Below are 23,523 nucleotides of genomic sequence, written 5' to 3' on the forward strand. Positions count from 1 at the left end.
CGACGAAAGACAAGGTGGGGGCACTGCCCCCGCGCTTTCCATCAACAGTGAGAATGTATCATGACATTTGCACCGCAAATCAAAATTCCGGCCACATACATGCGCGGTGGCACCAGCAAAGGGGTATTTTTTAACCTTGCTGACTTGCCCGCTGAAGCACAACAACCCGGCGCATACAGAGATGCCGTGTTGCTGCGCGTCATTGGCAGCCCGGACCCCTATGGTAAACAAACCGATGGCATGGGCGGCGCTACATCCAGCACCAGTAAAACAGTGATCCTGAGCAAGAGCGAACGCGACGGCTTCGATGTGGATTACCTGTTCGGTCAGGTTGCTATCGATAAGGCTTTTGTTGACTGGAGTGGCAACTGCGGCAACTTAACCGCAGCAGTAGGCGCGTTTGCTATCAATAATGGTCTGGTCGACGCCGACAAAATCCCGCAAAACGGCGTGGCCGTCGTCCGGGTCTGGCAAGTTAATATCGGCAAAGAAATCGTCGTACACGTACCGATCACCCATGGTGAAGTGCAGGAAACCGGTAATTTTGAGCTGGATGGCGTCACATTCCCAGCCGCAGAGGTCAAAGTCGAGTTCATGGATCCGGCGGACGGCGAAGGCGACATGTTCCCTACCGGCAACCTGGTAGATGAGCTAACGGTACCTGAATTCGGTACGCTCAAAGCAACCATGATCAACGCAGGTATCCCTACCATTTTCGTAAATGCGGCCGACATTGGCTACACCGGCACTGAACTTCAGGATGCGATCAACAATGACACTGAAGCATTGGCCCGCTTTGAATCACTGCGCGCACATGGCGCGATTAAAATGGGTTTAATCAACGATTTGTCTGAAGCAGCCGGGCGTCAGCATACGCCTAAGATTGCGTTTGTCGCACCGCCAGCGCCTTACACTTCTTCGAGTGGCAAAGCCATTGGCATCGACGATATCGATGTGCTGGTAAGAGCGCTGTCGATGGGCAAGCTTCACCATGCCATGATGGGTACGGCAGCTGTCGCCATTGCTACCGCAGCCGCTATCCCCGGCACACTGGTGAACGATGCGGCCGGCGGAATCGACCGTGAAAGTGTGGTATTCGGGCATCCTTCCGGCACGTTGGCAGTCGGCGCACAAGCACAACAAGTAAACGGAAAGTGGCAGGCCACCAAGGCAGTAATGAGTCGCTCAGCACGCATCCTTATGGAAGGCCGGGTACATATCCCACCACCACAGCTATAACGCAACACTTCCTCAGGGTGGCTGGCTATCTTTGGGCATGGGTCAGTCACCTCTTTTACTGGTATTTTCTGCAAATTAAATGCACACTTCCTCACAATGGATATGACAATCACGTCGGGAAGGAGTTTATGGTTCGACGATTTAGCATGCATGGTTCTCTGAGTGTTGCTGTTGAAGGCAGAGTGCTTGTGCTGTCGGGAAGCGGCCCATGGAACAGTGAATCCCTGCAATTAACCGATGTTAGTATTATGCAACAAGTTCAAGCCCTTTACGGCAGCCCGTGGGGAGTGCTTGGTTTGTTTTCTGGTGAAGCCGTGTACGTGCCGGAAGCCATTCAAAAACTACAGAAACAAGTCAGTCATGAATTAAAGCTTGGGCGTGTTGCTACTGCAGTGGTATTAAAAAATGTCGAGGCCCCTCGGCTGTCTAAGTATCAGTTTGAATTGATATATGGCAGTGAAGGTCACAATGTGGCGTTTTTTGAAGATGAAACCGCAGCCCGTCATTGGTTGCAAACAGAATTAGCCGCAGCGCAGTCCGATTCACGCTTTCAGGCATAACACTCGCCAGCACAACATTCGCCGGTTTAACATACGCAGAGATACTCCGCACCGGCGCTTTGCACCAATAAATAGCAATCAAATTTCTACCTTTTTAAAAAGATACACTATACTTTTCTGACTGGGGTTAGAGGAAGTTGACAATGCGCAAATGGATAGTTGCAGTGTGGTGCTGCGCGATTGGCTTCAGTGCCAGCGCTAATGCTTCTCAAATACTAAGGGCGCCAACCTTCACCACCACCCATGCCATCATTGATTACCTCTACGAACAGCTGCAACTTGCCATTGAAGCTACGCAGGAAGACTTTGGCGAAATGAAGGTTGTACGCGTCAAAGTTCCCGTAGAAGAAGAGCGCCAACTGCGTAACCTGAATGAAGATATTGCAGATATTGCCTGGGCAACGTGTACCCGTGAACGCAACCAGGACTATACACCTATTGCTGTCCCGTCTACAGCGGGCTTGTTCGGGATAAGACTTGCGGTAGTGAGACAGGATGACAATAACATCACTCAGGTAAACTCATTACCCGCACTGCAAAAATTTGTTGCCGTGCAGTCTTCCAAGTGGCGGGACTTCATGGTGTTGCAACGAAACGGCATTACGGTGTTAGCCTCAGACCGGTTTTCTGCTTACCGCGCAGTAGAGCGTGGTCTGGCCGATTTTTACCCCCGCGGCGCAGCCGAAATTACTGAAGAAATGGCAGCTGCGAATGTGCCGCAGTTGACGATTGCGCCTAATTTCGCCCTGCGTTATCCGGTGTTTTTCATACTGTACGTGAAGAAAGACAATACCGCTCTGGCTGAGCGCTTAACTGCCGGCTTTGAACGCACGTTGCAGTCCGGTGAATTCAAAGCCTTACTCAATGATAAGCCGTGGTTTAGAGAAGCCAAACAGTTGGTCCAACATCGTGTTTTTATTGATTTAGAAAACCACGAAGCGAATGCAGATTGTATGAAAGCAGGTCAGTATGTTCCCAACCTGCTATCTCAGGGAAACCTCAATAGCGATACGCTAGGCTGATAAAAGGGAAGCTGTCGCCGTCTGGCGAATAGTTATAGGTTGCCCCCAACACAAAGCCAGATTTTCCCTAGCCACTGAAATAGATTTTCGCGCCAATAGAACCGCCTAGCTTTCGGTCGTACTCAACATAGCCTGTTTCATCGGTGAAAGAATCGATTTCCAAAATACCGCCGTAAAGGCCGAAGGCAACGTGACGATTCACAAAGTAATTTGCACCTACGCCGGCACCGATACTGTTCTCTTCGTTGGAAGGGTTATCCAGAAACCCGGTTGCCACATACATTTCAAGTGATTTGATGGGAGTAGGCAAGACTACCTGAGCCCCAAATCCGCCGTACTCAATACCGGCACCGGTTTCCATAAACGGGCCTTGCCTGGCCCAGCTAAGGGTTGGCAACAAGGCACATATCATCCATGCTTTCACTTTATTCTCTTTACTGCGACTACAGACTTATTTTAGTGACGTTGGAAACTAAAAAATTCATTAGTCATCAATCATTTGCTCGTTCAACCAGTTGTGCAGCGTGTCCATATCCTGTTGTACCGCCATCTGCAATTCTTCAACCCAATCATGAACGTTTTGCCACCACGCCGGGTGATCGCCCTGTTGGATCTGATTAGCAATGCGTTGAACGCGGGCCAAACCTACCGACCCTGCAGCGCCCTTAATTTTATGCGCCTGGGCACAGACCTCTGACTTTTCATCAGCACTGAGGCTCAATTGCAATATTTCCATGTATTCCGGCATTTTCTCGTGGAATACTTTTACGCTGGCGCGCACCATGTCTTCACCAATGGTGTCGACCAGCATTTGCAGTAGGTCCATATCCAGAATATTGGTTAACTGCTTGCTGGTATCCGACTTGGGCTGTTCACTGGAAATGGATTGAGGCGCAGAGTCTGGCTCGGCAAACAATAAATTAAGCACTTCGATAACACGACTCTTTTTCACCGGCTTGGCAATGACGTCGTCCATACCGTTTTGCAGATATTCCTCGCGCTTCTTTATCACGTTGGCGGTCAGTGCCACGATAGGCGTTTGCATTACCAGATCTTCTTCAATCACGGTAGCCGCAACATCAAAGCCCGTCATGTCTGGCAATTGTATGTCCAGCAAGATCAGGTCGTAAGTGGTCTCACGAATTTTATCGATAGCTTCCTGCCCCGTCATTGCCACATCGACGTGTTGACCCAGCTTTTCAAGTAGCGCCTTGGCCACCATAACGTTTAGTTCGATATCTTCAACCAACAGGATATTCAAGCCAGTAACCTGAAGCTGTTCCACCTGCATAGGGCGTTTGGAGATTTGCAGTGGCAGTTCAACCGTAAAGCGCGTGCCTCTGCCCTGCTTGCTCTCTACGCGAATATCGCCTTTCATCAGGTCGACCATCTGCTTACAGATAGCTAGCCCAATGCCGGTGCCCGTCGCAGATTGATGATCAGGGTGGTCTACCTGATAGTACATCGCGAAGATCTTTTCTATTTCACTGTCAGGAATCCCCACACCGGTATCTTCAATGACGAAGGTAACCAGTGACACATCGTTATCCGGTCGCGACGCCGACACCGTCAGGGTAACGTGCCCTTTCTGGGTAAACTTCACCGCGTTAAACAAAATATTCCATAGAATCTGGCGCAGACGCGTGCCGTCTACTTCAACCAGTTTTGGTAGCGGGTCATTAATATTGGTGATCAGCTCCAACGACTTGTCTGCCGCTAACAAGCGAATAATAGAACTGAGTTCTTCGGTAAAGTCGCGCAGCGACACCGTTTTCAGTGACAGCTCCAGCTTGTCGCGCTCAAGCTTGTCCATGTCGATAATGTCGTTGAAGATATTCCCCAGCGTAATGGCGCTGGCGTATATCGTACTCACCCAACCCCACTGCTCCTGAGTCAACTCTGTGTCACGTAACATACGGCTAAGGCCAACAATACCGTTGAGCGGGGTTCTTAATTCATGGCTAATGGTGGCAATAAAGCGGGTCTTGTCGTTACTGGCCTTGGCAGCTGCGTTTTCAGCCTGCTTACGCTCGGTCATGTCACGCCCAAACGCCAATAGCCCCAACCGATTACCATCTTGATCAAAGAACGGTACTTTGCGCATTTCAAAGTAACGACGGCGACCATCGGCAAAGCGTAACCAGAGTTCCTCGGTAATACTGGCGTTAGCTTCCAGCACCTCGTGATCACTGGCCACCACCTGACGGGCTAAATCTTCTTCGTAAACGTCGTGAGGCGTTAATCCCAGCAATTGCTTCTCAGTCTTACCGGTCATCTGCTCGGCAACCCGGTTACAGCCTGCAAAGCGACCTTCTTCATTGCGATAATAAATTAAGTCGGGAGAGGCATCGATAATCGACCGCAACAGCGTTGATAAATGACGGGCCTGGGCTTCTTGCTCTGACTTGTCCTGAATTTCTTTTTCCAGTTCTTTAAAGACAGTTTCACGCTCTTCCTGAGCATGCTTGCGCTGCTCAATTTCGTGATTCAGCTGACGGATATTGTTTTGCAGCTCGCGGTTCAGGAACACATCTTCTTCCCGAAGGTGCTCTAACTGGCTTACGACTTCTTTCAGATTAGTGCGAGAACTCTCCAGTTGCTTTACGAGCTCACTAAAGAAGTAGAGAACCCAGGGGGCAGATAACATGGTGAGGATCACAGCGCTGATAAAGTCATCGGGCTCAACCTCACTGCCGAGACTGAGTCGAATAACGTATGACCCACCTACGGTAAATCCCAACGTCAAAATCACAAACAACACACTGAGCTTAATAGTGCCAAAGCGCTGCACAAACTGTGCGAATCGAATGGCCCATGAATCGTTGGGCGTTTCCTGATGCATAACAATACTATACCGAAATAATTTGCAGCCATCCTATCAGACCTTGCCGGACAGGAAAATAACTCAGGGAAGCGAAGGCAAAACGAAAACATTACAATTTTCTAAAAACAGGGTAAAATAGCGTCAATAAATCGTTGATTGCCGTTCGCGCGTCAAAAATTACCCAACTCCATGCCTACCGCGCAAACAGGATAAAGATTCAAACGCAATCATGCTATTTGGGTATTTACCCACCATAGATGACTATTTATGCAACTTAAGTTTAATTAGACTGGCCATATTCGCAGCTAACTCAGCCTCATTTCTAAAAAAATATGCGTTTTTTTATTGGCACCAATTGAGCATAAATTGCTGAAAATTAATAAGAATAAAGATGGTATACGATTTCAGCTGTGCTATCGCTCACATTCCGATTGATTTTAATCGGCAATGCCGGTATGTTGTACGGCCCGCTAGGCAATAGTGCATAAAAATGCGGTACACGACTGGTATCCACAATAATAATTAACGACAAACCCAGCGCAGACTGATTTTTCTTTTATTTTCAGTCACTAAACAACGCGTTGTAACGCAGCTGTGAGGCCGACTCTGGTCACAAAACACAGCGCATACCTTGCCCAGTCAAAGGTTGAAGGAGTTAAGAGATGAGTTTATATAATCCCAACGATTCACGGGATAACTGTGGATTCGGTTTGATTGCCCACACAACAGGCGAAGCCAGCCACACACTGGTAACAACTGCTATTGAAGGCCTTGATCGCATGCAACACCGTGGCGGTATCGCTGCTGACGGTAAAACAGGCGACGGCTGCGGCTTATTATTACAAAAGCCGGATGCGTTTTTCCAACACGTTGCAGAGCAACACGGTTGGAAGCTCAGCAAAAAATACGCAGTTGGTATGATTTTCCTCAATCAGGACGAGACATTAGCGCAAGCAGCGCGTGACGTATTAAACGAAGAGCTGGAAAAAGAGACTCTGACCGTAGTGGGCTGGCGCGAAGTGCCGGTAAACCACGACGTGCTGGGCGAACTGGCTCTGACCGGCGTGCCGCAAATCGAACAAGTGTTCGTAAATGCACCGGCAGGCTGGCGTAAGCGCGACCTTGAACGCCGCCTTTATATGGTGCGTCGTCGTGCTGAAAAACGTCTGGAACAAGACAGCGAATTCTACGTTGCCTGTTTATCTGGTCTGGTAACTATTTATAAAGGCCTGGTCATGCCTCGTGACCTGCCGGCATTTTATAAAGACCTGGCCGACGAGAAGCTGAAAAGCGCCATCTGCGTATTCCACCAACGCTTCTCTACCAACACATTACCTAAATGGCCATTGGCACAACCGTTCCGCTTCCTGGCGCACAACGGTGAAATCAATACGATTAAAGGTAACCGTGACTGGGCCATGGCGCGTACCGGTAAATTTGCTACGCCACTGATCCCTGATTTGAAAGAAGCAGCCCCATTCGTAAATACAGAAGGGTCTGACTCCTCATCACTTGATAACATGCTGGAACTGTTCCTGGCTGGCGGTATGGATTTATTCCGCGCCATGCGTTTGCTGGTTCCACCAGCCTATCAGAACAACGACACCATGGATCCTAAACTGCGTGCATTCTACGAGTTTAACTCAATGCACATGGAACCTTGGGATGGTCCTGCGGGTATCGTAATGACCAACGGTCGTCACGTAGCCTGTAACCTGGACCGCAACGGTTTGCGTCCGGCTCGTTACGTCGTCACCAAAAACGGATTTATTACCCTGGCTTCAGAAGTGGGTATCTGGGATTACGAACCAGAAGACGTACTGGAAAAAGGCCGTGTTGGTCCGGGTGAAATGCTTGCTGTAGATACCTACACAGGTAAGATTTGGCGTTCTACCGAAATCGACGATGAGTTAAAAGAACGTCACCCGTACCACGAATGGCTGGAAAAACACATCCGTCGTTTAACGCCTATCGAAAAACTGGATGCATCGCTAATTGGTCAGCGCGTCTTTGACGACGACACCATGGCGGTCTATCACAAGCTGTTCAACTACAGCTACGAAGAAATTCATCAGGTTATAAAAGTACTGGGTAAAGACGGCCAGGAAGCCGTTGGCTCAATGGGTGACGATACCCCAATGGCCGTGCTGTCTTCAAAGCACCGTACCCTGTATGACTATTTCCGTCAGCAGTTTGCTCAGGTAACCAACCCGCCAATCGATCCATTGCGTGAAAACCACGTTATGTCTCTGGCAACTTGCGTTGGTCGCGAGCAAAACGTATTCAGCGAAACCAGTGGTTACGCTGACCGCGTCCTGTTCGAATCACCGGTATTAATGTATACCGACCTTAAACAGCTGCGTGAATTTAACCCGGAAAACTACTACTCCGAAATCATCGACCTGCAATACTCTGCAGAAGAAGGCCTGAAAAAAGCCATCGAGCGTATCTGTAATGAAGTAGAGTACCTGGTTAAACAAAAACGTGCGGCATTTGTGATCCTGTCAGATCGCAACATCAAGCCAAACCGTTTACCTATTCCTGCTGCGATGGCGACCGGTGCGGTTCACCGTCGTTTAGTTGACAACCAACTGCGTTGTGACGCGAACATCGTAGTAGAAACGGCATCAGCCCGTGACCCGCATCACTTTGCTGTGTTGATTGGCTTAGGCGCAACGGCGATTTATCCGTTCCTGGCCTATGAGACCATTGAACAGCTATGTGAAAAAGGTGACCTGGACATTTCAGCCATGCAAGCCATGCTGAACTACCGCAAAGGCATCAACAAAGGCCTTTACAAGATCATGTCCAAAATGGGTATCAGCACCGTGGCCAGCTACCGTAGCTCGAAACTGTTCGAGGCCATCGGTATCAGCCAGGAAGTCATGGAGCTGTGCTTCAAGGGTGTCACCTCACGCCTTGAAGGTGCCAACTTCGATGATTTCCAACAAGACGTTATTAACCTGTCACGCATTGCCTGGTTAAAACGCAAGAAAATCTCACACGGTGGTTTGCTGAAATACGTACACGATGGTGAATACCACGCCTACAACCCGGATGTAGTGAAAACGCTGCAGACGGCTGTTGTTACGGGTAAATACGAAGATTATCAGGAATATGCAAAACTGGTAAACGAGCGTTCACCGTCGCATTTACGCGATTTGATGAAGCTGAACCCGGCTAACCAACCTATCGATATCAGCGAAGTTGAGCCTGCGGAAAACCTATTCCCACGTTTCGACACTGCGGCGATGTCAATTGGTGCATTAAGCCCGGAGGCGCACGAAGCCCTGGCCATCGCAATGAACCGGTTAGGCGGACAGTCTAACTCAGGTGAAGGTGGCGAAGATCCTAAGCGCTTCAACACAGAGAAGAACTCTAAAATTAAACAGGTGGCATCGGGTCGTTTCGGTGTAACACCACATTACCTGGTTAACGCTAGCGTAATTCAGATTAAAGTTGCCCAGGGTGCGAAGCCTGGTGAAGGTGGTCAGTTACCGGGTGACAAAGTCAATAAGTATATCGCGCAGCTGCGTTTCTCGGTGCCGGGTGTAACTCTGATCTCGCCACCGCCGCACCACGACATATACTCTATTGAAGATTTAGCTCAGTTGATCTTCGATCTGAAACAAGTGAACCCAACCGCACTTATTTCAGTGAAGCTTGTATCTGAGCCCGGTGTAGGCACCATTGCAACGGGTGTTGCTAAAGCCTATGCCGACCTTATCACGGTTTCTGGCTATGACGGCGGAACAGGCGCAAGCCCGTTAACGTCAGTAAAATACGCCGGAAGTCCGTTTGAGTTAGGTCTGTCTGAAACACAGCAAGCGTTAGTCGAAAATGGTCTGCGTCACAAAGTACGGGTACAAACCGACGGCGGATTGAAGACCGGTCTGGACGTAATTAAGGCAGCTATAATGGGTGCAGAAAGCTTCGGCTTTGGTACTGGCCCAATGGTTGCTCTTGGCTGTAAATACCTGCGTATTTGTCACCTGAACAACTGTGCAACCGGTGTTGCAACACAGGACGAAAAACTGCGTAGCGACCACTTTATTGGCTTGCCAGAAATGGTAATGAACTACTTTAAGTTTGTTGCGCAGGAAGTGCGTGAAATCATGGCCAGCATGGGCGTGCGTAAGTTCGATGAACTGATCGGCCGCACTGAGCTGTTGTCATTGGTTGACGGTATAACTGCAAAACAGAATCGTTTGGACTTGTCCCCTATTCTGGCGAAGCCAGTGGCGGGTGAACACACGCGTCTGTTCTGTTCAGAAACCACCAATGCGCCACTGGATAAAGGTGTATTGAACGCAAAAATGCTGAAAGACGCCAAAGAAGCCGTTATTAAGGGCTGTGGTATTAACCTGAGCTACCCAATCCGCAACACTGACCGCTCTGTAGGTGCCTTGTTGTCTGGTGAGATTGCCAAACATTACGGCAACCACGACATGGAAGAAATGCCTATCACTGTAACCTTTAAAGGGACAGCGGGTCAGAGCTTTGGTGTGTGGAATGCCGGCGGCCTGAACATGTATATCGAAGGTGATGCCAACGATTACGTGGGTAAAGGCATGACAGGCGGTAAGCTGGTTATTCACCCACCGCGTAATGCGGAATTCAACACTCACGAAAGTGCCATCATGGGTAACACCTGTTTGTATGGTGCAACTGGCGGTAAGCTGTTTGCAGCGGGCCGTGCCGGTGAGCGTTTTGGTGTTCGTAACTCTGGCGCGATTGCCGTTGTGGAAGGCGTTGGTGACAACGGCTGTGAATACATGACCGGTGGTATCGTTGCGGTGCTGGGTCCGGTAGGCGTTAACTTCGGCGCAGGTATGACAGGTGGTTTTGCTTACCTGTACGACGAAGGTGATCTGGATCGCCGCGTTAACCCTGAGCTGGTAGAAGTGCTGTCGATTGACGACAAAGTTATTCTTGCCGAGCACCTGCGTGGCTTGATCAACCAGCATTATGAAGAAACCGGCAGCCAGTTCTCGTTGAGCCTGCTGCATGACTTTGCCAGCACCTTGTCGAAGTTCAAACTGGTTAAACCGAAGACCAGCGATGTGAAAAACCTGTTGGGCCATATTAGTCGTTCCAGCGCAGAACTGCGCATTCAGGCGCAATAGTGAGGTGAGAAGATAATGGCTAAGAATGTTTATCAGTTTGTTGATGTAGAAAGAATTGATCCGCCTAAAAAGCCCATTGTGGAGCGTAAAACCGGATTTGCTGAAATCTATCATCCACTTACCTCTTCGCAAGCGGAAGGCCAGGCCGACCGCTGCCTGGACTGCGGTAACCCATACTGTGAGTGGAAGTGTCCGGTACACAACTACATTCCACAGTGGCTGGCACTGGCCAACGAAGGCAAGATCATGGAAGCGGCCGAGCTGTCGCACAAAACCAATAGCTTGCCTGAAGTCTGTGGTCGCGTATGTCCGCAGGACCGTCTGTGTGAAGGCTCTTGTACTCTGAATGATGAGTTCGGTGCTGTAACCATTGGTTCGATTGAAAAATACATTACCGATACCGCCTTTAAAATGGGCTGGCGTCCGGATATGTCAGGTGTAACCTGGACAGACAAAAAAGTCGCTATCGTAGGTGCGGGTCCTGCCGGGCTTGCGTGTGCAGATATCCTGGTACGTAACGGTGTTAAGCCAGTGGTGTTCGACAAGTACGAAGAAATCGGCGGCCTGCTGACCTTCGGTATTCCGTCGTTCAAACTGGAAAAAGACGTGATTAAACTGCGTCGCGAGATCTTCACTGAAATGGGTGTTGAGTTTGTTCTGAACACCGAAATCGGTAAAGACATTGCGTTCCAGCAGTTACTGGACGACTACGATGCCGTCTTCCTGGGTATGGGTACATACAAGTACATGAAAGGCGGATTCGAACACGAATCAGCGCCTGGCGTATACGAAGCCCTACCATTCCTGGTCTCTAACACGAACCGTGTAATGGGACTGGAAAAAGACGCGGCTGACTTCATCGACATGAAAGGCAAGAAAGTGGTCGTACTCGGTGGTGGTGATACCACCATGGACTGCGTACGTACCTCTATTCGCCAGGACGCGGCAAGCGTAACTTGTGCATACCGTCGTGACGAAGCCAGCATGCCTGGTTCACGCCGCGAAGTGGTTAACGCCAAAGAAGAAGGTGTTCAGTTCGAGTTTAACGTCATGCCGTTAGACATCGCCGTTGACGAAGCGGGCAATACCACGGGTGTTAAACTGGTTCGCACGGAAATGGGCGCACCGGATGCACAGGGTCGTCGTAGCCCGGTTGTGGTTGAAGGTTCAGAGTTTGTATTGGAAGCCGACGCTGTGATTATTGCATTTGGTTTCCAACCTAGCCCAGCGCCTTGGTTTGGCGATTTCGGTATCATCCTTGATGAAAAAGGCCGTGTTCGCGCGCCTGCCAACGGTAAGTTTGCTTTCCAGACATCTAACCCGAAAATCTTCGCCGGCGGCGACATGGTTCGTGGTAGTGATCTGGTTGTAACCGCGATTGACGAAGGCCGTAAAGCGGCTGACGGTATCATGGACTACATCGGCGTATAACTCAGTCCACAAGCTATAAAATCAAAACGGAGCCTGATGGCTCCGTTTTTGTTTATTACTCTGTGCTTTTGCTGCTTTTAATGTACATCACTTTCATCAAAATCAGTGAAATCAACACGACAATTGACGAGATACCTAACACCGGTGCGAGGGCGTCATCGCCAGCAATACCACCATACAAGCAGTACAGCCCGATGATCAATACGGCGGTACCTGCCTGATGCAACCAGTACTGCGCAATGGCAAGTTTTGAATTACCGTCGGTTAACCACAATTTATGCATCATCGCGTAAATCATGCTGACGACAAACCCCAGCAACATAATGTGTGCGTGGGTGACTAGCTGACCGTGGTTTTTCGTTGCTGCCATGTGAATACCCAGCAGTAATCCGAGCAATGCATAGCCCAACCCTGTTAAAACGTATTTTCTGTCCATGTGTTTTGCCTGTTTTTATTTTTAGTCATAACAAAGCCCGCAACGCACTCAGTACGTCACGGGCTGGCTCTGATGTGTTACCACTCATCACACATGTTCAAAAAATAATCTAGTAATAATGATAAGTAAACTCTACACCGTATTCACGCCCTTTGGTCAGAGGAGCAAAGGTACCGAAGCTTAATTGCGTATCGTTACCGTGCTTCACATCATTGGTCAGGTTTTTACCAAACAGGCTCACTACCCAGGTGCCATCTTCGTTTTGAAGATCAATGCCCGCGTTCAGAATCTTCTGATCGTCGATATAGCCCAGGTTGTTGTCGGTATAATACGTCTTATCGCGATAAGAATAATTCACTCGACTGGTTAACAGGCCCCAGTCACTCACTTCCATATCATGGGTTAACCCAACGCTGTACGTGATTTCCGGTACACGAGGAATTTCCAGTTCTTCGTCACCCTGATCAACGACCCCATCGCCGTTTAAGTCATAAATAACCTTGCTGTATTCAGCGTCAATAAGACCTAAATTAAACATAGCGACCAGGTTGTCGGTAATGCGGAACATACCGTCGACTTCCACACCCATAATGGTGGCTTCAGCGGTGTTTTTGATAATTTGAATCAGTGATCCATCCGGTGCAGGCAAGCTGACTTCACGCTGCATGTCATCAATGTTCATGATAAACGCCGCGGCGTTGAAACGGCCCCAATCGGTATCACCCTTGTAGCCCACCTCGAAGTTGTCGACGGTTTCTTCGTCGAACGGTCCCGGTCCGTTTGCTTCGCGAAGTTCAGGCGTGCTGATGTCGGCAGTGTTCCGCAGGTTGTAACCACCAGAGCGGAATCCTCTCGACCAGTTGGCAAACAGATTAGTGTCGTCATCCAGACGGAAGCGCACACCGACTTTAGGTGAGACATTGCTCCAGGTTTTGTTGTCTACAAAATCGAAGTTACAATCATTGGCTTCGTAAATATTACACGCCGGGCCCTGTGGAATAATAAATCCGCTGTTGATGCTGCTTACGTTCAGGTTCATCGACGAAATCTGCACGTCTTTTTCTTCACGGGTGTAACGCAAGCCGGCCGACAAGGTCCATTGGTCATCCAGGTCGTAATCCACCGCCGCAAACGCGCCTAAACTAGAGGTTTCATGCAGACCACCACCGTCCTGATAAATACCGGCAGCCAGAAGGTCAGGTGTACCGTCGGCGTTGATGTCCGCATAAACGGTAGTGAGAGGTAACTCACGACGCTCGTGATAAAGCATATCGTTAGTGTAGTGGTACACACCGGTTGTGACGTTAGCTTTGCCTAACTGGGTATTGAAGCGCAACTCATGACTGAACTGCTCACTGGTAGTCCAGGAATTAGAGTGGAACAAAGTGAATGGCTGCGCATCAATGTCACCGCGAGTTGGCGAATAGTAATCACGCCAGCCATAGATATAGGTCATGGTTCCGCCCGCGACATCCCAGTTCAGATTTAGCGATAGCAGTTCTGTTTCGATTTTCTGCCAGCCCGGTTCGTTAATTGCGAAATCATGGCTGTCACGGTCAAAGGTCACTGCAAATGGTGCTAGTGGGTGTGCGCCCGAGAACGCCAGATTTGGATTAATACCCATACCATTGGTGTGGTTCTGACCCGATGGGCCATCACCGTCCAAATCCAGGTTTTCGTACTTCAGTTCCAGCGTCAGGTCGTCGGTAGGCTCCCATAAGGTAGACGAGCGAAACAAAGTTTGCTTAACCGCACCGTGGTTGCTGCCATCGAATTTGTTTTCAAACCAGCCCTCGTCGTTATTGTGATAAACCGACACTTTGGTAAACAGGTTATCCGTAAGCGGAATATTCACCGCACCCTGAATCGTTTTATTCAGCCCACCCGGGCCGCCACCGGTTACCGACCCACGCAGCTTGGCGGTAACTGTATCATCCGGCTTTTTCGTGGTGATCAGAATCGCTCCACCGGTTACGTTACGGCCAAATAAAATCCCCTGAGGACCGCGTAGCACCTCTACACGCTCGATATCAAACATATCGACGACCACACCACCGTTGGTCCCGATGAATACACCGTCAACAAATACGCCTACGGTTGGGTCAATTGACGTAATGGAGCTGTTGATACCTAGACCGCGTATTGAAAAGTTGGCCACACCACGTGCCGTGCCTACATCTTCCAGCACAACGTTGGCGATACCAACGGACAGGTCGTTCATGTTGCGAAATTTCATGGCATCTAATTGGTCTTCGCCAAATGCGGTGATAGCCACGGGTACATCCTGAATCGACTCGACGCGTTTACGCGCCGTGACTTCAATTTTCTCAAACAGCTTGTCGGCCGTTTTGTTCGACTTGGTTTCTTCCTGAGCCTGCACTGGCTGTAACAGTGCAGACAGGCACAAAGTCAAAGCGGAATACTTGAACAGCGAAGTGTTATTCCTGGTTATGCTGGTAGGGCACATGGTTTTTCCTCAGTTCCAATTTATGTGTGTAATACGCGTTGTTAAAACTATGTTACGAACTGCACACAAAACTAACACCTGTAAAAATAGGTGTCAATATATTGGAATGATATTTCGCTATGTAAAACTAAATTAATAAAAATTGATCTATGGTTTTACTTATTTAGTGCTAAAGGCGGATTGGATTTTCAGGTTAATTACTATCAAACAAGCACTTAGCAGTACACAGCAATACAACGGAAAATGGATGTCAGATTGGTATAACATCGCGCCGAGTGGCGGTCCAAGGGTATATCCCATTGCCGGTGAGGCTGTCATCAGACCAGTTACTTTGGCTCGTTCAGCATCCGAGCAGTGTTGCGTGGCTGCTGCCGTGACACTGGGATACCCGACGCCAACGCCGACACCAATCCCGACCATACCAATATAGATAAACTGCACTTCTGTGGCCGTCGCGACAGAAACATACCCCGCTGTCATTGCTGCGGCCGCAATCAAAAGTAACTGCATCAGGGTAAAATTACTTCGCTGAACCAGCGTCCACTGCACGCTGAGCGCGGCTAATGCACTGATCATCAGCGCTGTGCCCGTGATCTGTGCAGCGTTGACCGGGGAGTGATGAAAGTAGTCTATGAGCATGAAACCCAGACTTTGCTGTAACATGGCCATGCAGATAAATAACACCACGGCAAAACTGAGTAACAGCAATACCGGTGACGAAGCCGAAACATCGGCACTCGTTGTTACTTTTGGGGGGACCGGTTGCGACTGTGGCTCGTCAGGCAATTTTCTCCACACCAACAACAACGCCAGGCACGTTAATACAATAATGGCGTACAACGGGGCTACCAGTCCATACGTAACCAGCAGGCCAGCCAGCCCCGGCCCCAGTATTTGCCCGAGATTATTGGCTGACGTGACCCGACTGAGCGTGGCCACCGAATGCAGGTTCTGCCGCCGTACATAACCAATTACATAGCCAACCGCCGCTGGCGGTGTGGCCGACATAATAGTGGATTGCGCCACCCGCGTTGCCAATAAGCACCCAAACAGCGCGTAGCCGGTAAGCCATTCTGCGAGCCCAACACTAAACACACTGGCAAAACACAGGGTCCCTAGGGAATACCCCGACAAACCATAAATGAGTGTACGCCGATTACCCACCCGGGCCGCATAGTAGCTCCACCGGGTGCTACCCAGTGCAAAAATACAGGCAGACGACGACAGTATTGCCGCTACCTGAAGCTCGGACAGTCCGGTTTCCCTGCCAAGGGCTGGCAGTATTGTCATCACCACGCTTTGCCCCATGGCTGTAGCCAACAGGGCAATAAAAAGCACCAGCGTTACCATAGTCGACGGGTAAGCCGGTGCACGAGGTACAACTGTGTCGCCATATAAGGCTTAGTATTAGCTGTTGATTTCAAATAAAGCTGCCATGCCCATACCGCCGCCAATACACATGGTAGTAACCGCATAACGGGCTTTACGACGCTGTCCTTCCAACAACGCATGACCCACCATACGGGCGCCACTCATGCCATAAGGGTGACCAATCGAAATAGCCCCGCCATTGACGTTGAGCTTGTCGTTATCGATACCCAGCTTGTCGCGGCAATACAGTACCTGCACCGCAAACGCTTCATTCAGCTCCCACAAATCAATATCGTTCACGGTTAAGCCATGACGCTTTAACAGCTTGGGTACCGCGAATACCGGGCCAATGCCCATTTCATCGGGCTCACAGCCGGTGACAACCATGCCGCGATAAGTGCCCAGTACCGGTAGGTTGCGTTTTTGTGCTTCCTTTGCCGACATCATGACACTGGCAGATGCTCCGTCCGACAGCTGGCTGGCGTTACCGGCGGTAATGGTGCCGCCGTCGATTACCGGGTTCAGACCCGCGAGGCCATCCAACGTAGTGGTCGGGCGGTTGCACTCATCAGACGTAGCGGTTTTATTTACCAGCTCAGTGGTATCCGTGGTTTTGTCGTATTGCGCGTGCACAACATCCATTGGCACAATTTCGTTGTCGTAAATACCTTTTTGCTGAGCTGCCGCTGTGCGCTGCTGACTCTGCAATGCGTATTCGTCCATTTGCTCACGACTAATACCATAGCGCTTGGCCACAATTTCGGCGGTTTCAATCATCGACAAATAAATACCGGAGTGCTTCGCTTTCAACGCCTCGCTGTGAGCGCGGAATTTATTCATGTTGTTGTTCTGCACCAACGAGATGGAATCCAGCCCACCCGCAACCGCTACCGGAGCGCCATCGACAATAATGCGCTGTGCCGCCATACTAATGGCCTGCAAACCAGAAGAACAAAAACGGTTAATGGTTACGCCGGCGGTAGTCACCGGTAAGCCCGCCATGAGTGCAGCCTGACGACCAATGTTGCCGCCTGTAGCGCCTTCCGGCAGACCACAACCAATTAATACATCCTCTACTTCTGCGCCGTCGATACCGGCACGTTGCACTGCCTGGGCAATGGCATGGCCGGCTAACTCTGCGCCATGGGTATTGTTGAACGACCCTCGGTACGCTTTGCCAATGGGCGTGCGTGCGGTACTTACAATTACTGCATCAGTCACAATCTCTCTCCTCAACTATTTAGATGACAGGTCAGCAAAACTGCGACCTTGTTCGGCAAGGGTTTTCAGTAATGGCGCAACCTGCCAGTCGTCGCCGTAGCGCGCCTGGAACTGTTCCATGTCAGCCACAATCGCAGGCAATCCCACGGTATCGGCATAAAACATCGGGCCGCCCCGGTATACCGGGAAGCCATAGCCATAGATGTACACCACATCAATATCAGACGGACGCTGGGCAATGCCTTCGTCCAGAATCAGGGCCGCTTCATTGATCAGCGGGTAAATAAGGCGTTTTACGATTTCCTCGTCGTCGATTTCACGAGGTTCGCAACCCAGTGCATCCATCGCCTCTTTAATGATGGCGTCGACTTCCGGATCAGGAATAGGCGTACGTGAGCCTTCTTCATAGCGGTAGTAACCTTTGCCTGCTTTCTGGCCCAAACGCCCTGCTTCTACCAAACGGTCTGCAATAGCGCCGTCGGTCTCGGGCACATATTCTCCGCGTTCACGGCGTTCTTTACGCACGCGATAACCCACGTCCAGTCCAGCCAAATCGCCCATGGTGAGCGGGCCCATGGCCATACCAAAGTCATACAGGGCTTTATCGATACGTGCCGGCGATACGCCTTCCAATAACAGTGCACCCGCCTCACGGCCGTAGCCTTTCAGCATGCGGTTACCAATAAAGCCGTCACACACACCAGACACCACGCCCACTTTATTAATGTGCTTGGCCAGTTTCATGGCGGTGGCGAGTACGTCGTCGGCTGTGCTGTCGGCGCGCACGACTTCCAGCAGGCGCATAATGTTGGCCGGACTGAAGAAGTGCAGACCAATCACGTCCTGTGGACGCGAGGTAAATGACGCAATGGTATTTACGTTCAGCGTAGAGGTGTTACTAGCCAGAATGGCACCAGGCTTACAATATTTGTCGAGTTTGGTGAACACGTCCTGTTTAACCGCCATGCTTTCAAACACCGCCTCAATCACCAGATCCACGTCGCTCAGGTCGGCATAGTTGTCGGTACCCGACACCAATTGTTTTGCGGACGCGGCCTGCTCTTCACTGATGCGTCCTTTGGCTACCTGGCCATCGTAATACCGGTGAATGTGTTTAATGCCGCGCTCCAGTGCCTCAAAGCTCAGCTCAAGCATGGTCACCGGGATGCCTTTATTGGTGAAGTTAATGGCAATACCGCTACCCATGGTGCCAGCACCAATAATAGCGACACTGTTGATATCGCGTGTTGGCGTGCCTTTCGACAGGCCTTGCACCTGAGCAGCCATGCGTTCCGCAAAGAACATATGACGTTGCGATTTCGACTGCGTGCCTTGCATCAATTCAAGAAACAGCTCGCGCTCTTTTTTCATGCCATCAGCAAAATCCAGCTCTACCGATGCCTGCACGGTATCAACACAGCGCTGGGGCGCGTCAAAGCCGCGACGGGTTTTCGCCAGCTTGGCGCGGTACTGGTCAAATATCGCAGGGTCAGACACCGTTGCCGTTAATTCGCTGATACGACGAAGCGGTGCCTTGTTATTTACCACCTTTTTAGCAAACGCAATCGCCGCGTTTTGTAGATCGTCGCTTACCACTTTGTCGATCAAGCCTGCCTTGGCGGCTTCTTTACTCGATACCTTACGGCCGCTGGTGATCATATCCAGCGCCAATTCCACACCGGCAATTCGCGGTAAACGTTGAGTACCGCCTGCACCAGGCAGAATTCCCAGTAACACTTCTGGCAGGCCAACTTTGGCAGATTCCAGTGCCACTCGGTAATGGCATGTCAGTGCAACTTCCAGACCACCGCCCAATGCCGTGCCGTGTAAAGCCGCCACCATAGGTTTAGTCAGGGTATCCATTTCGCTTAATAAATCGGGCAGTGCCGGTGGCTGCATGGGTTTACCAAATTCGGTGATATCCGCCCCGGCAATAAAGGTGTTACCACGACAGCTCAGCACAATAGCGTCAACCGCCTCATTGTGCTCGGCTTCTCGCAGCGTTGTTTGCAACCCACTTCGTACAGCAAAAGACAATGCATTTACCGGCGGGTTATCTACTTCGATGACGGCGACGTTGTCGACGATATGCATCATTACAGCAGAAGTCATAGTGTGTTTCCTGTATGAGTAAGTTGTGGGCATACTAACCCAACACAATTAAATTTGTAAAATATAATTTCACTATGCGGTATTTAAAAATCATTTAGCTAATAATACGTGACGAAAACGACGTGTTTATTGCTATGTTTCGCCCCGCTGCGTCCAACTGAGTGCTGTTCAGTTCACTATTCACACTAAATTGTTAAGTTTATGTAGACTTAGCGTTTCGCTATGCGGTATTATTTTTCGCGACTTATCAATTTGAACAGACAGACATTGAACGCATTGAAATAGGACGATTATGAAAAGTGAACAGTTTTCAAATTATGGCGAGGCGCTCTGCAGCCATGATTACCCAACACCGGTACCAGAAGCGAACCAGGTACTGATAAAGATTGATGCCTGTGGCGTGTGTCACAGCGATATTCACGTATGGGAAGGCTATTTCGATTTAGGCGGCGACCACAAAATTGATATGCGCGGCAGCCATAAACTGCCTTTTACACTCGGCCATGAAATAGCGGGTGAAGTCGTGGCCTGTGGTGATCAATCCGATGCCAGCATTGGCGACAAAGTCATTGTATACCCTTGGATTGGTTGCGGGAAATGCCCGCTGTGTAAGGCCGACAAAGAACACCTCTGCTATCAGCCCAAATCACTGGGTATCGCCGTAGACGGTGGCTTCAGCGACTATGTGGTAGTGCCAGACAGCAAGTATCTGTTCCCACTGAAAGACCTGCCAGCCGAGCTGGGCTGTACCTACGCCTGCTCCGGCGTAACGGCTTACAGCGCCATCGAACAAATCAAAGATATCGTACAAGGACGTCAGCTACTGATCATTGGTGCTGGCGGCGTAGGCCTGAGCGGTCTGGCGGTAGCCAAAGCCCTGCTCGACTGCGAAGTCATTGTGGCCGATATCGACGAGTCCAAACGTCAGCTTGCATTAGATGAAGGTGCCGATGCGGTTATCGATCCGCGCGATCAGGCTGCGCTTGGTGCGCTCATCAAACGCACTTACGGTGGCGTAGCAGCTGCCGTTGACTTTGTGGGTTCCGATCGCAGTGCCGGTTTCGGCGTACAGGCCCTCAATAAAGGCAGTACATTAGTGGTAGTAGGTTTGTTCGGCGGTGCCATGCCGCTGTCGGTACCGATCCTGCCGCTGAAAGCCATTACGATTAAAGGTTCGTTTGTGGGTAGCCTAAGCGACATGCACGCGCTCATGGCGCTGGTGCATGCAGGTAAAATTGCCCCCATCAAAATTTCTCAGCGCGACATGTGTTGTGCCCACCAGACACTGGAAGATCTGCGCGACGGCAAAGTCGCCGGCCGCGTAGTACTGACCCCTGACACAGCAGGAGGCAAATAATGAAAGCCGTGATTTGCAATGAATTTGCCCCACTGGATCAGCTTGCTTTTGGCGAGTGGCCCCTGCCTGTTGCCGGTAACGACGAAGCCTTAATAAAGGTAAGTGCCATCGGCGTAAATTTCCCGGATGCATTATTAGTACAAGGCTTGTATCAGGCCAAACCTGAGCGCCCGTTTGTACCCGGTGCCGAGTTTTCCGGCGTGGTGGAAGCCGTAGGCGACAACGTGACTCACCTTAAAAAAGGCGACCGCGTTGTGGGTCTTAGTACCCATTACAGTGCCTGTGCCGAATTCATCAGTGTACCGGCTGCGCGTTTAATTCCGGTACCAGAAGCTATTCCCATGAACGAAGCAGCCGGCTTAATACTGGCTCACGGTACTGCCCATTACGCGCTTAAACAACGCGCTAATTTGCAAGCGGGTGAAACCTTACTGGTATTAGGCGCCGCAGGCGGCACAGGTTTGGCAGCGGTACAAATTGGCAAGGCCATGGGTGCCCGTGTCATTGCAGGTTGCTCCAGTGAAGAAAAACTGGCACTTGCTAAAGAAAACGGCGCCGACGAGCTGATTAACTACAGCAGCGACGATCTGCAGACCCAACTGCGCGAATTAACCAACGGCAAAGGCGTAGACGTGGTGTATGACCCGGTGGGCGGCCAGTTGTTTGATGTATGTACCCGCAATATGGCCCCTGAAGGACGATTACTGGTCGTCGGTTTTGCCGGCGGTGATATCCCCAAATTCCCGGTAAACCTGGCGCTGGTAAAAGAGTACGCCGTAGTTGGCGTGTTCTTTGGTGCTTTTACCCGACGCGACCCGGCAGCCTATGCCGACAATATGCGTGAACTGCTCGACTGGTATCAATCTGGCAAAGTACACGTGCACATTGATACCACCTACCCGCTTGCCAACACCGCCGATGCATTTGCCGATGTGATTAATCGCAAAGCCCGCGGCAAGCTGATTATTTCGCCTCTTATCAATGTCTAACACGGCTTAACACTGCGAGGACACTATGCATTTTGAACACAGCGAACGCGTAAAACAGTTGCAGCAGCAACTGACCGCCTTTATGGACGCGCATATTTATCCGCGCCTGCAACAATACCGCGACGAAGTAAAAGCCGGGCAATATCCGGTGTCATTTATGGCCGACCTGAAAACACTGGCGAAGAGCGAAGGACTATGGAATTTATTTCTGCCGGGATTACAGGACAACGAGCCCGGTACGCGCCTGAGCAATTTGGAATACGCCCCGCTGGCGGAAATCATGGGTCGGGTGCCCTGGTGCTCAGAAGTATTTAACTGCAATGCGCCGGATACCGGCAACATGGAGCTACTGCATTTATTTGCCACACCTGAGCAGCGCGAACAATGGCTGAACCCGTTATTGAACGGTGAAATACGCTCAGCCTTTGCCATGACCGAACCCGACGTAGGCTCATCGGATGCCACCAATATTCAGACCCGCATCGCGCGCGACGGTGACGACTATATTGTGTCTGGCCGCAAATGGTATATCTCCAACTCGGCGCATCCCCACTGTAAGCTGTTTATATTAATGGGCAAAACCGATCCGGATAACCCCAATCCGCACCACCAGCAAAGCATGGTGCTGATCCCTCGCGACGCCCCCGGCGTGAAGATCCTGCGTAACTTAAAAGTTATGAATCACACTAACCCCCATGGGCATTGTGAGATCCTGTTCGACAACGTACGCATACCAGCCAGCAATTTACTGGGCGAGGAAGGTAAAGGCTTTGCCATGGCCCAGGCGCGATTAGGCCCGGGCAGGATTCACCATTGTATGCGCTCCATCGGACAAGCCGAACTGGCTCTGCAGCTATTAATAGGCCGGGCACAAGAACGCAAAACCAATGGCAAGTTTTTATATCAGCACGGTGCCGTAGCCGACTGGATAGCTCGCTCGCGGATAGAAATAGAGCAAGCGCGCCTACTGGTACTCAAAGCCGCGTGGAAAATTGATGAAGTGGGATCTAAAGCAGCCGCCGATGACATTTCCCTTATCAAGGCACTCATCCCTACTCTGCACACCACGGTGGTAGACCGGGCGATGCAAACTTTCGGCGCCATGGGCACCTCGGAAGATCTGCCGCTGGCCGATATGTGGTCGCAGGGGCGAGCACTGCGCTACGCAGACGGTCCTGACGAAGTGCACATTCGCAAAATCGCCCGTATGGAAATCAAACGCACCAACGAAAAAGCGGTGGATGTCAGCCATTTTTATTTTCGTCCTGAATATGACGAAATAAATTAAAAATGAACTGTTGATTTCGCTATGTGAAACTGTATACTGCAAATGATGATTGATTAACCTATTATTGGGCGTCACTTTTG

The 23,523-nt window shown here is 50.4% G+C and carries 15 protein-coding genes; 8 read left to right on the top strand and 7 right to left on the bottom strand.

Annotated elements, in window-relative coordinates; all coding sequences use genetic code 11:
* Positions 1 to 60: 60 nt before the first annotated feature.
* The 3 genes from prpF to BUB81_RS13075 all read left to right on the top strand — a co-directional run bounded on the left by prpF (position 61) and on the right by BUB81_RS13075 (position 2,821).
* Positions 61 to 1,239 (top strand): 2-methylaconitate cis-trans isomerase PrpF, encoded by a 1,179-nt coding sequence (gene prpF / locus BUB81_RS13065; RefSeq protein WP_073323456.1) that lies wholly within the window; start codon positions 61 to 63, stop codon positions 1,237 to 1,239.
* Positions 1,240 to 1,367: 128 nt separating this feature from the next.
* On the top strand, positions 1,368 to 1,799 hold the full coding sequence (locus BUB81_RS13070; RefSeq protein ID WP_139241578.1) for a hypothetical protein: 432 nt from the start codon (positions 1,368 to 1,370) through the stop codon (positions 1,797 to 1,799).
* Between the two features lie 143 nt (positions 1,800 to 1,942).
* Positions 1,943 to 2,821 (top strand): type 2 periplasmic-binding domain-containing protein, encoded by an 879-nt coding sequence (locus tag BUB81_RS13075; protein ID WP_073323460.1) that lies wholly within the window; start codon positions 1,943 to 1,945, stop codon positions 2,819 to 2,821.
* A 67-nt stretch (positions 2,822 to 2,888) separates the two neighbouring features.
* Here the strand turns inward: BUB81_RS13075 and BUB81_RS13080 are convergent, their stop codons facing one another.
* Together BUB81_RS13080 and arcB are read right to left on the bottom strand one after the other, a co-directional pair.
* Entirely contained in the window at positions 2,889 to 3,245 is a 357-nt protein-coding gene (locus tag BUB81_RS13080) for a hypothetical protein (protein ID WP_139241579.1), read from the bottom strand.
* Positions 3,246 to 3,305: 60 nt separating this feature from the next.
* Positions 3,306 to 5,663, bottom strand: a complete 2,358-nt coding sequence (gene arcB, locus BUB81_RS13085) for an aerobic respiration two-component sensor histidine kinase ArcB (protein ID WP_073323464.1) — start codon at positions 5,661 to 5,663, stop codon at positions 3,306 to 3,308.
* Positions 5,664 to 6,307: 644 nt separating this feature from the next.
* On the opposite strand from arcB, the gene gltB reads away from it, so the two are divergent.
* Together gltB and BUB81_RS13095 are read left to right on the top strand one after the other, a co-directional pair.
* Positions 6,308 to 10,771 (top strand): glutamate synthase large subunit, encoded by a 4,464-nt coding sequence (gltB, locus tag BUB81_RS13090; RefSeq protein ID WP_073323466.1) that lies wholly within the window; start codon positions 6,308 to 6,310, stop codon positions 10,769 to 10,771.
* Between the two features lie 15 nt (positions 10,772 to 10,786).
* Positions 10,787 to 12,202, top strand: a complete 1,416-nt coding sequence (locus BUB81_RS13095) for an FAD-dependent oxidoreductase (RefSeq protein ID WP_073323468.1) — start codon at positions 10,787 to 10,789, stop codon at positions 12,200 to 12,202.
* A 55-nt stretch (positions 12,203 to 12,257) separates the two neighbouring features.
* Here BUB81_RS13095 and BUB81_RS13100 read toward each other — a convergent pair whose 3' ends face one another.
* From BUB81_RS13100 to BUB81_RS13120, 5 genes are all read right to left on the bottom strand, one after another.
* Positions 12,258 to 12,638, bottom strand: a complete 381-nt coding sequence (locus BUB81_RS13100) for a TonB-dependent receptor (RefSeq protein ID WP_073323470.1) — start codon at positions 12,636 to 12,638, stop codon at positions 12,258 to 12,260.
* A gap of 109 nt (positions 12,639 to 12,747) precedes the next feature.
* Positions 12,748 to 15,105 carry a TonB-dependent receptor gene (locus tag BUB81_RS13105; protein ID WP_073323472.1) on the bottom strand — a complete coding sequence of 786 codons (2,358 nt, stop codon included), beginning with the start codon at positions 15,103 to 15,105 and terminating at the stop codon, positions 12,748 to 12,750.
* 159 nt (positions 15,106 to 15,264) lie between these two features.
* Positions 15,265 to 16,443 carry an MFS transporter gene (locus BUB81_RS13110; protein ID WP_175555809.1) on the bottom strand — a complete coding sequence of 393 codons (1,179 nt, stop codon included), beginning with the start codon at positions 16,441 to 16,443 and terminating at the stop codon, positions 15,265 to 15,267.
* Positions 16,444 to 16,512: 69 nt separating this feature from the next.
* Positions 16,513 to 17,697, bottom strand: coding sequence for an acetyl-CoA C-acyltransferase (locus BUB81_RS13115; RefSeq protein WP_073323476.1), 1,185 nt, complete (start codon positions 17,695 to 17,697; stop codon positions 16,513 to 16,515).
* Between the two features lie 15 nt (positions 17,698 to 17,712).
* Complete coding sequence (locus tag BUB81_RS13120) at positions 17,713 to 19,809, bottom strand: 3-hydroxyacyl-CoA dehydrogenase NAD-binding domain-containing protein (RefSeq protein WP_073323478.1); 2,097 nt, start codon at positions 19,807 to 19,809, stop codon at positions 17,713 to 17,715.
* Positions 19,810 to 20,101: 292 nt separating this feature from the next.
* On the opposite strand from BUB81_RS13120, the gene BUB81_RS13125 reads away from it, so the two are divergent.
* From BUB81_RS13125 to BUB81_RS13135, 3 genes are read left to right on the top strand one after another with little or no spacing between them, the layout of a single operon-like run.
* Complete coding sequence (locus BUB81_RS13125; RefSeq protein WP_073323480.1) at positions 20,102 to 21,166, top strand: alcohol dehydrogenase; 1,065 nt, start codon at positions 20,102 to 20,104, stop codon at positions 21,164 to 21,166.
* Positions 21,166 to 22,155 carry an NADPH:quinone oxidoreductase family protein gene (locus tag BUB81_RS13130; protein ID WP_073323482.1) on the top strand — a complete coding sequence of 330 codons (990 nt, stop codon included), beginning with the start codon at positions 21,166 to 21,168 and terminating at the stop codon, positions 22,153 to 22,155. Before BUB81_RS13125 ends, BUB81_RS13130 begins: the two co-directional genes overlap by 1 nt.
* Positions 22,156 to 22,180: 25 nt before the next feature.
* Entirely contained in the window at positions 22,181 to 23,443 is a 1,263-nt protein-coding gene (locus BUB81_RS13135) for an acyl-CoA dehydrogenase family protein (protein ID WP_073323484.1), read from the top strand.
* The last annotated feature ends 80 nt before the right edge of the window (positions 23,444 to 23,523 follow it).

The sequence above is a fragment of the Marisediminitalea aggregata genome (genome assembly GCF_900129565.1).
GTDB classification, from domain to species: domain Bacteria; phylum Pseudomonadota; class Gammaproteobacteria; order Enterobacterales; family Alteromonadaceae; genus Alteromonas; species Alteromonas aggregata.

Excerpts from the sequence above, each read along its gene's own strand:
- BUB81_RS13120 (WP_073323478.1), bottom strand. The coding sequence starts at position 19,809 with ATGACTTCTGCTGTAATGATGCATATCGTCGACAACGTCGCCGTCATC.
- gltB (WP_073323466.1), top strand. The coding sequence starts at position 6,308 with ATGAGTTTATATAATCCCAACGATTCACGGGATAACTGTGGATTCGGT.
- BUB81_RS13075 (WP_073323460.1), top strand. The coding sequence starts at position 1,943 with ATGCGCAAATGGATAGTTGCAGTGTGGTGCTGCGCGATTGGCTTCAGT.
- prpF (WP_073323456.1), top strand. The coding sequence starts at position 61 with ATGACATTTGCACCGCAAATCAAAATTCCGGCCACATACATGCGCGGT.
- BUB81_RS13135 (WP_073323484.1), top strand. The coding sequence starts at position 22,181 with ATGCATTTTGAACACAGCGAACGCGTAAAACAGTTGCAGCAGCAACTG.
- arcB (WP_073323464.1), bottom strand. The coding sequence starts at position 5,663 with ATGCATCAGGAAACGCCCAACGATTCATGGGCCATTCGATTCGCACAG.
- BUB81_RS13070 (WP_139241578.1), top strand. The coding sequence starts at position 1,368 with ATGGTTCGACGATTTAGCATGCATGGTTCTCTGAGTGTTGCTGTTGAA.
- BUB81_RS13105 (WP_073323472.1), bottom strand. The coding sequence starts at position 15,105 with ATGTGCCCTACCAGCATAACCAGGAATAACACTTCGCTGTTCAAGTAT.
- BUB81_RS13100 (WP_073323470.1), bottom strand. The coding sequence starts at position 12,638 with ATGGACAGAAAATACGTTTTAACAGGGTTGGGCTATGCATTGCTCGGA.
- BUB81_RS13125 (WP_073323480.1), top strand. The coding sequence starts at position 20,102 with ATGAAAAGTGAACAGTTTTCAAATTATGGCGAGGCGCTCTGCAGCCAT.
- BUB81_RS13095 (WP_073323468.1), top strand. The coding sequence starts at position 10,787 with ATGGCTAAGAATGTTTATCAGTTTGTTGATGTAGAAAGAATTGATCCG.
- BUB81_RS13130 (WP_073323482.1), top strand. The coding sequence starts at position 21,166 with ATGAAAGCCGTGATTTGCAATGAATTTGCCCCACTGGATCAGCTTGCT.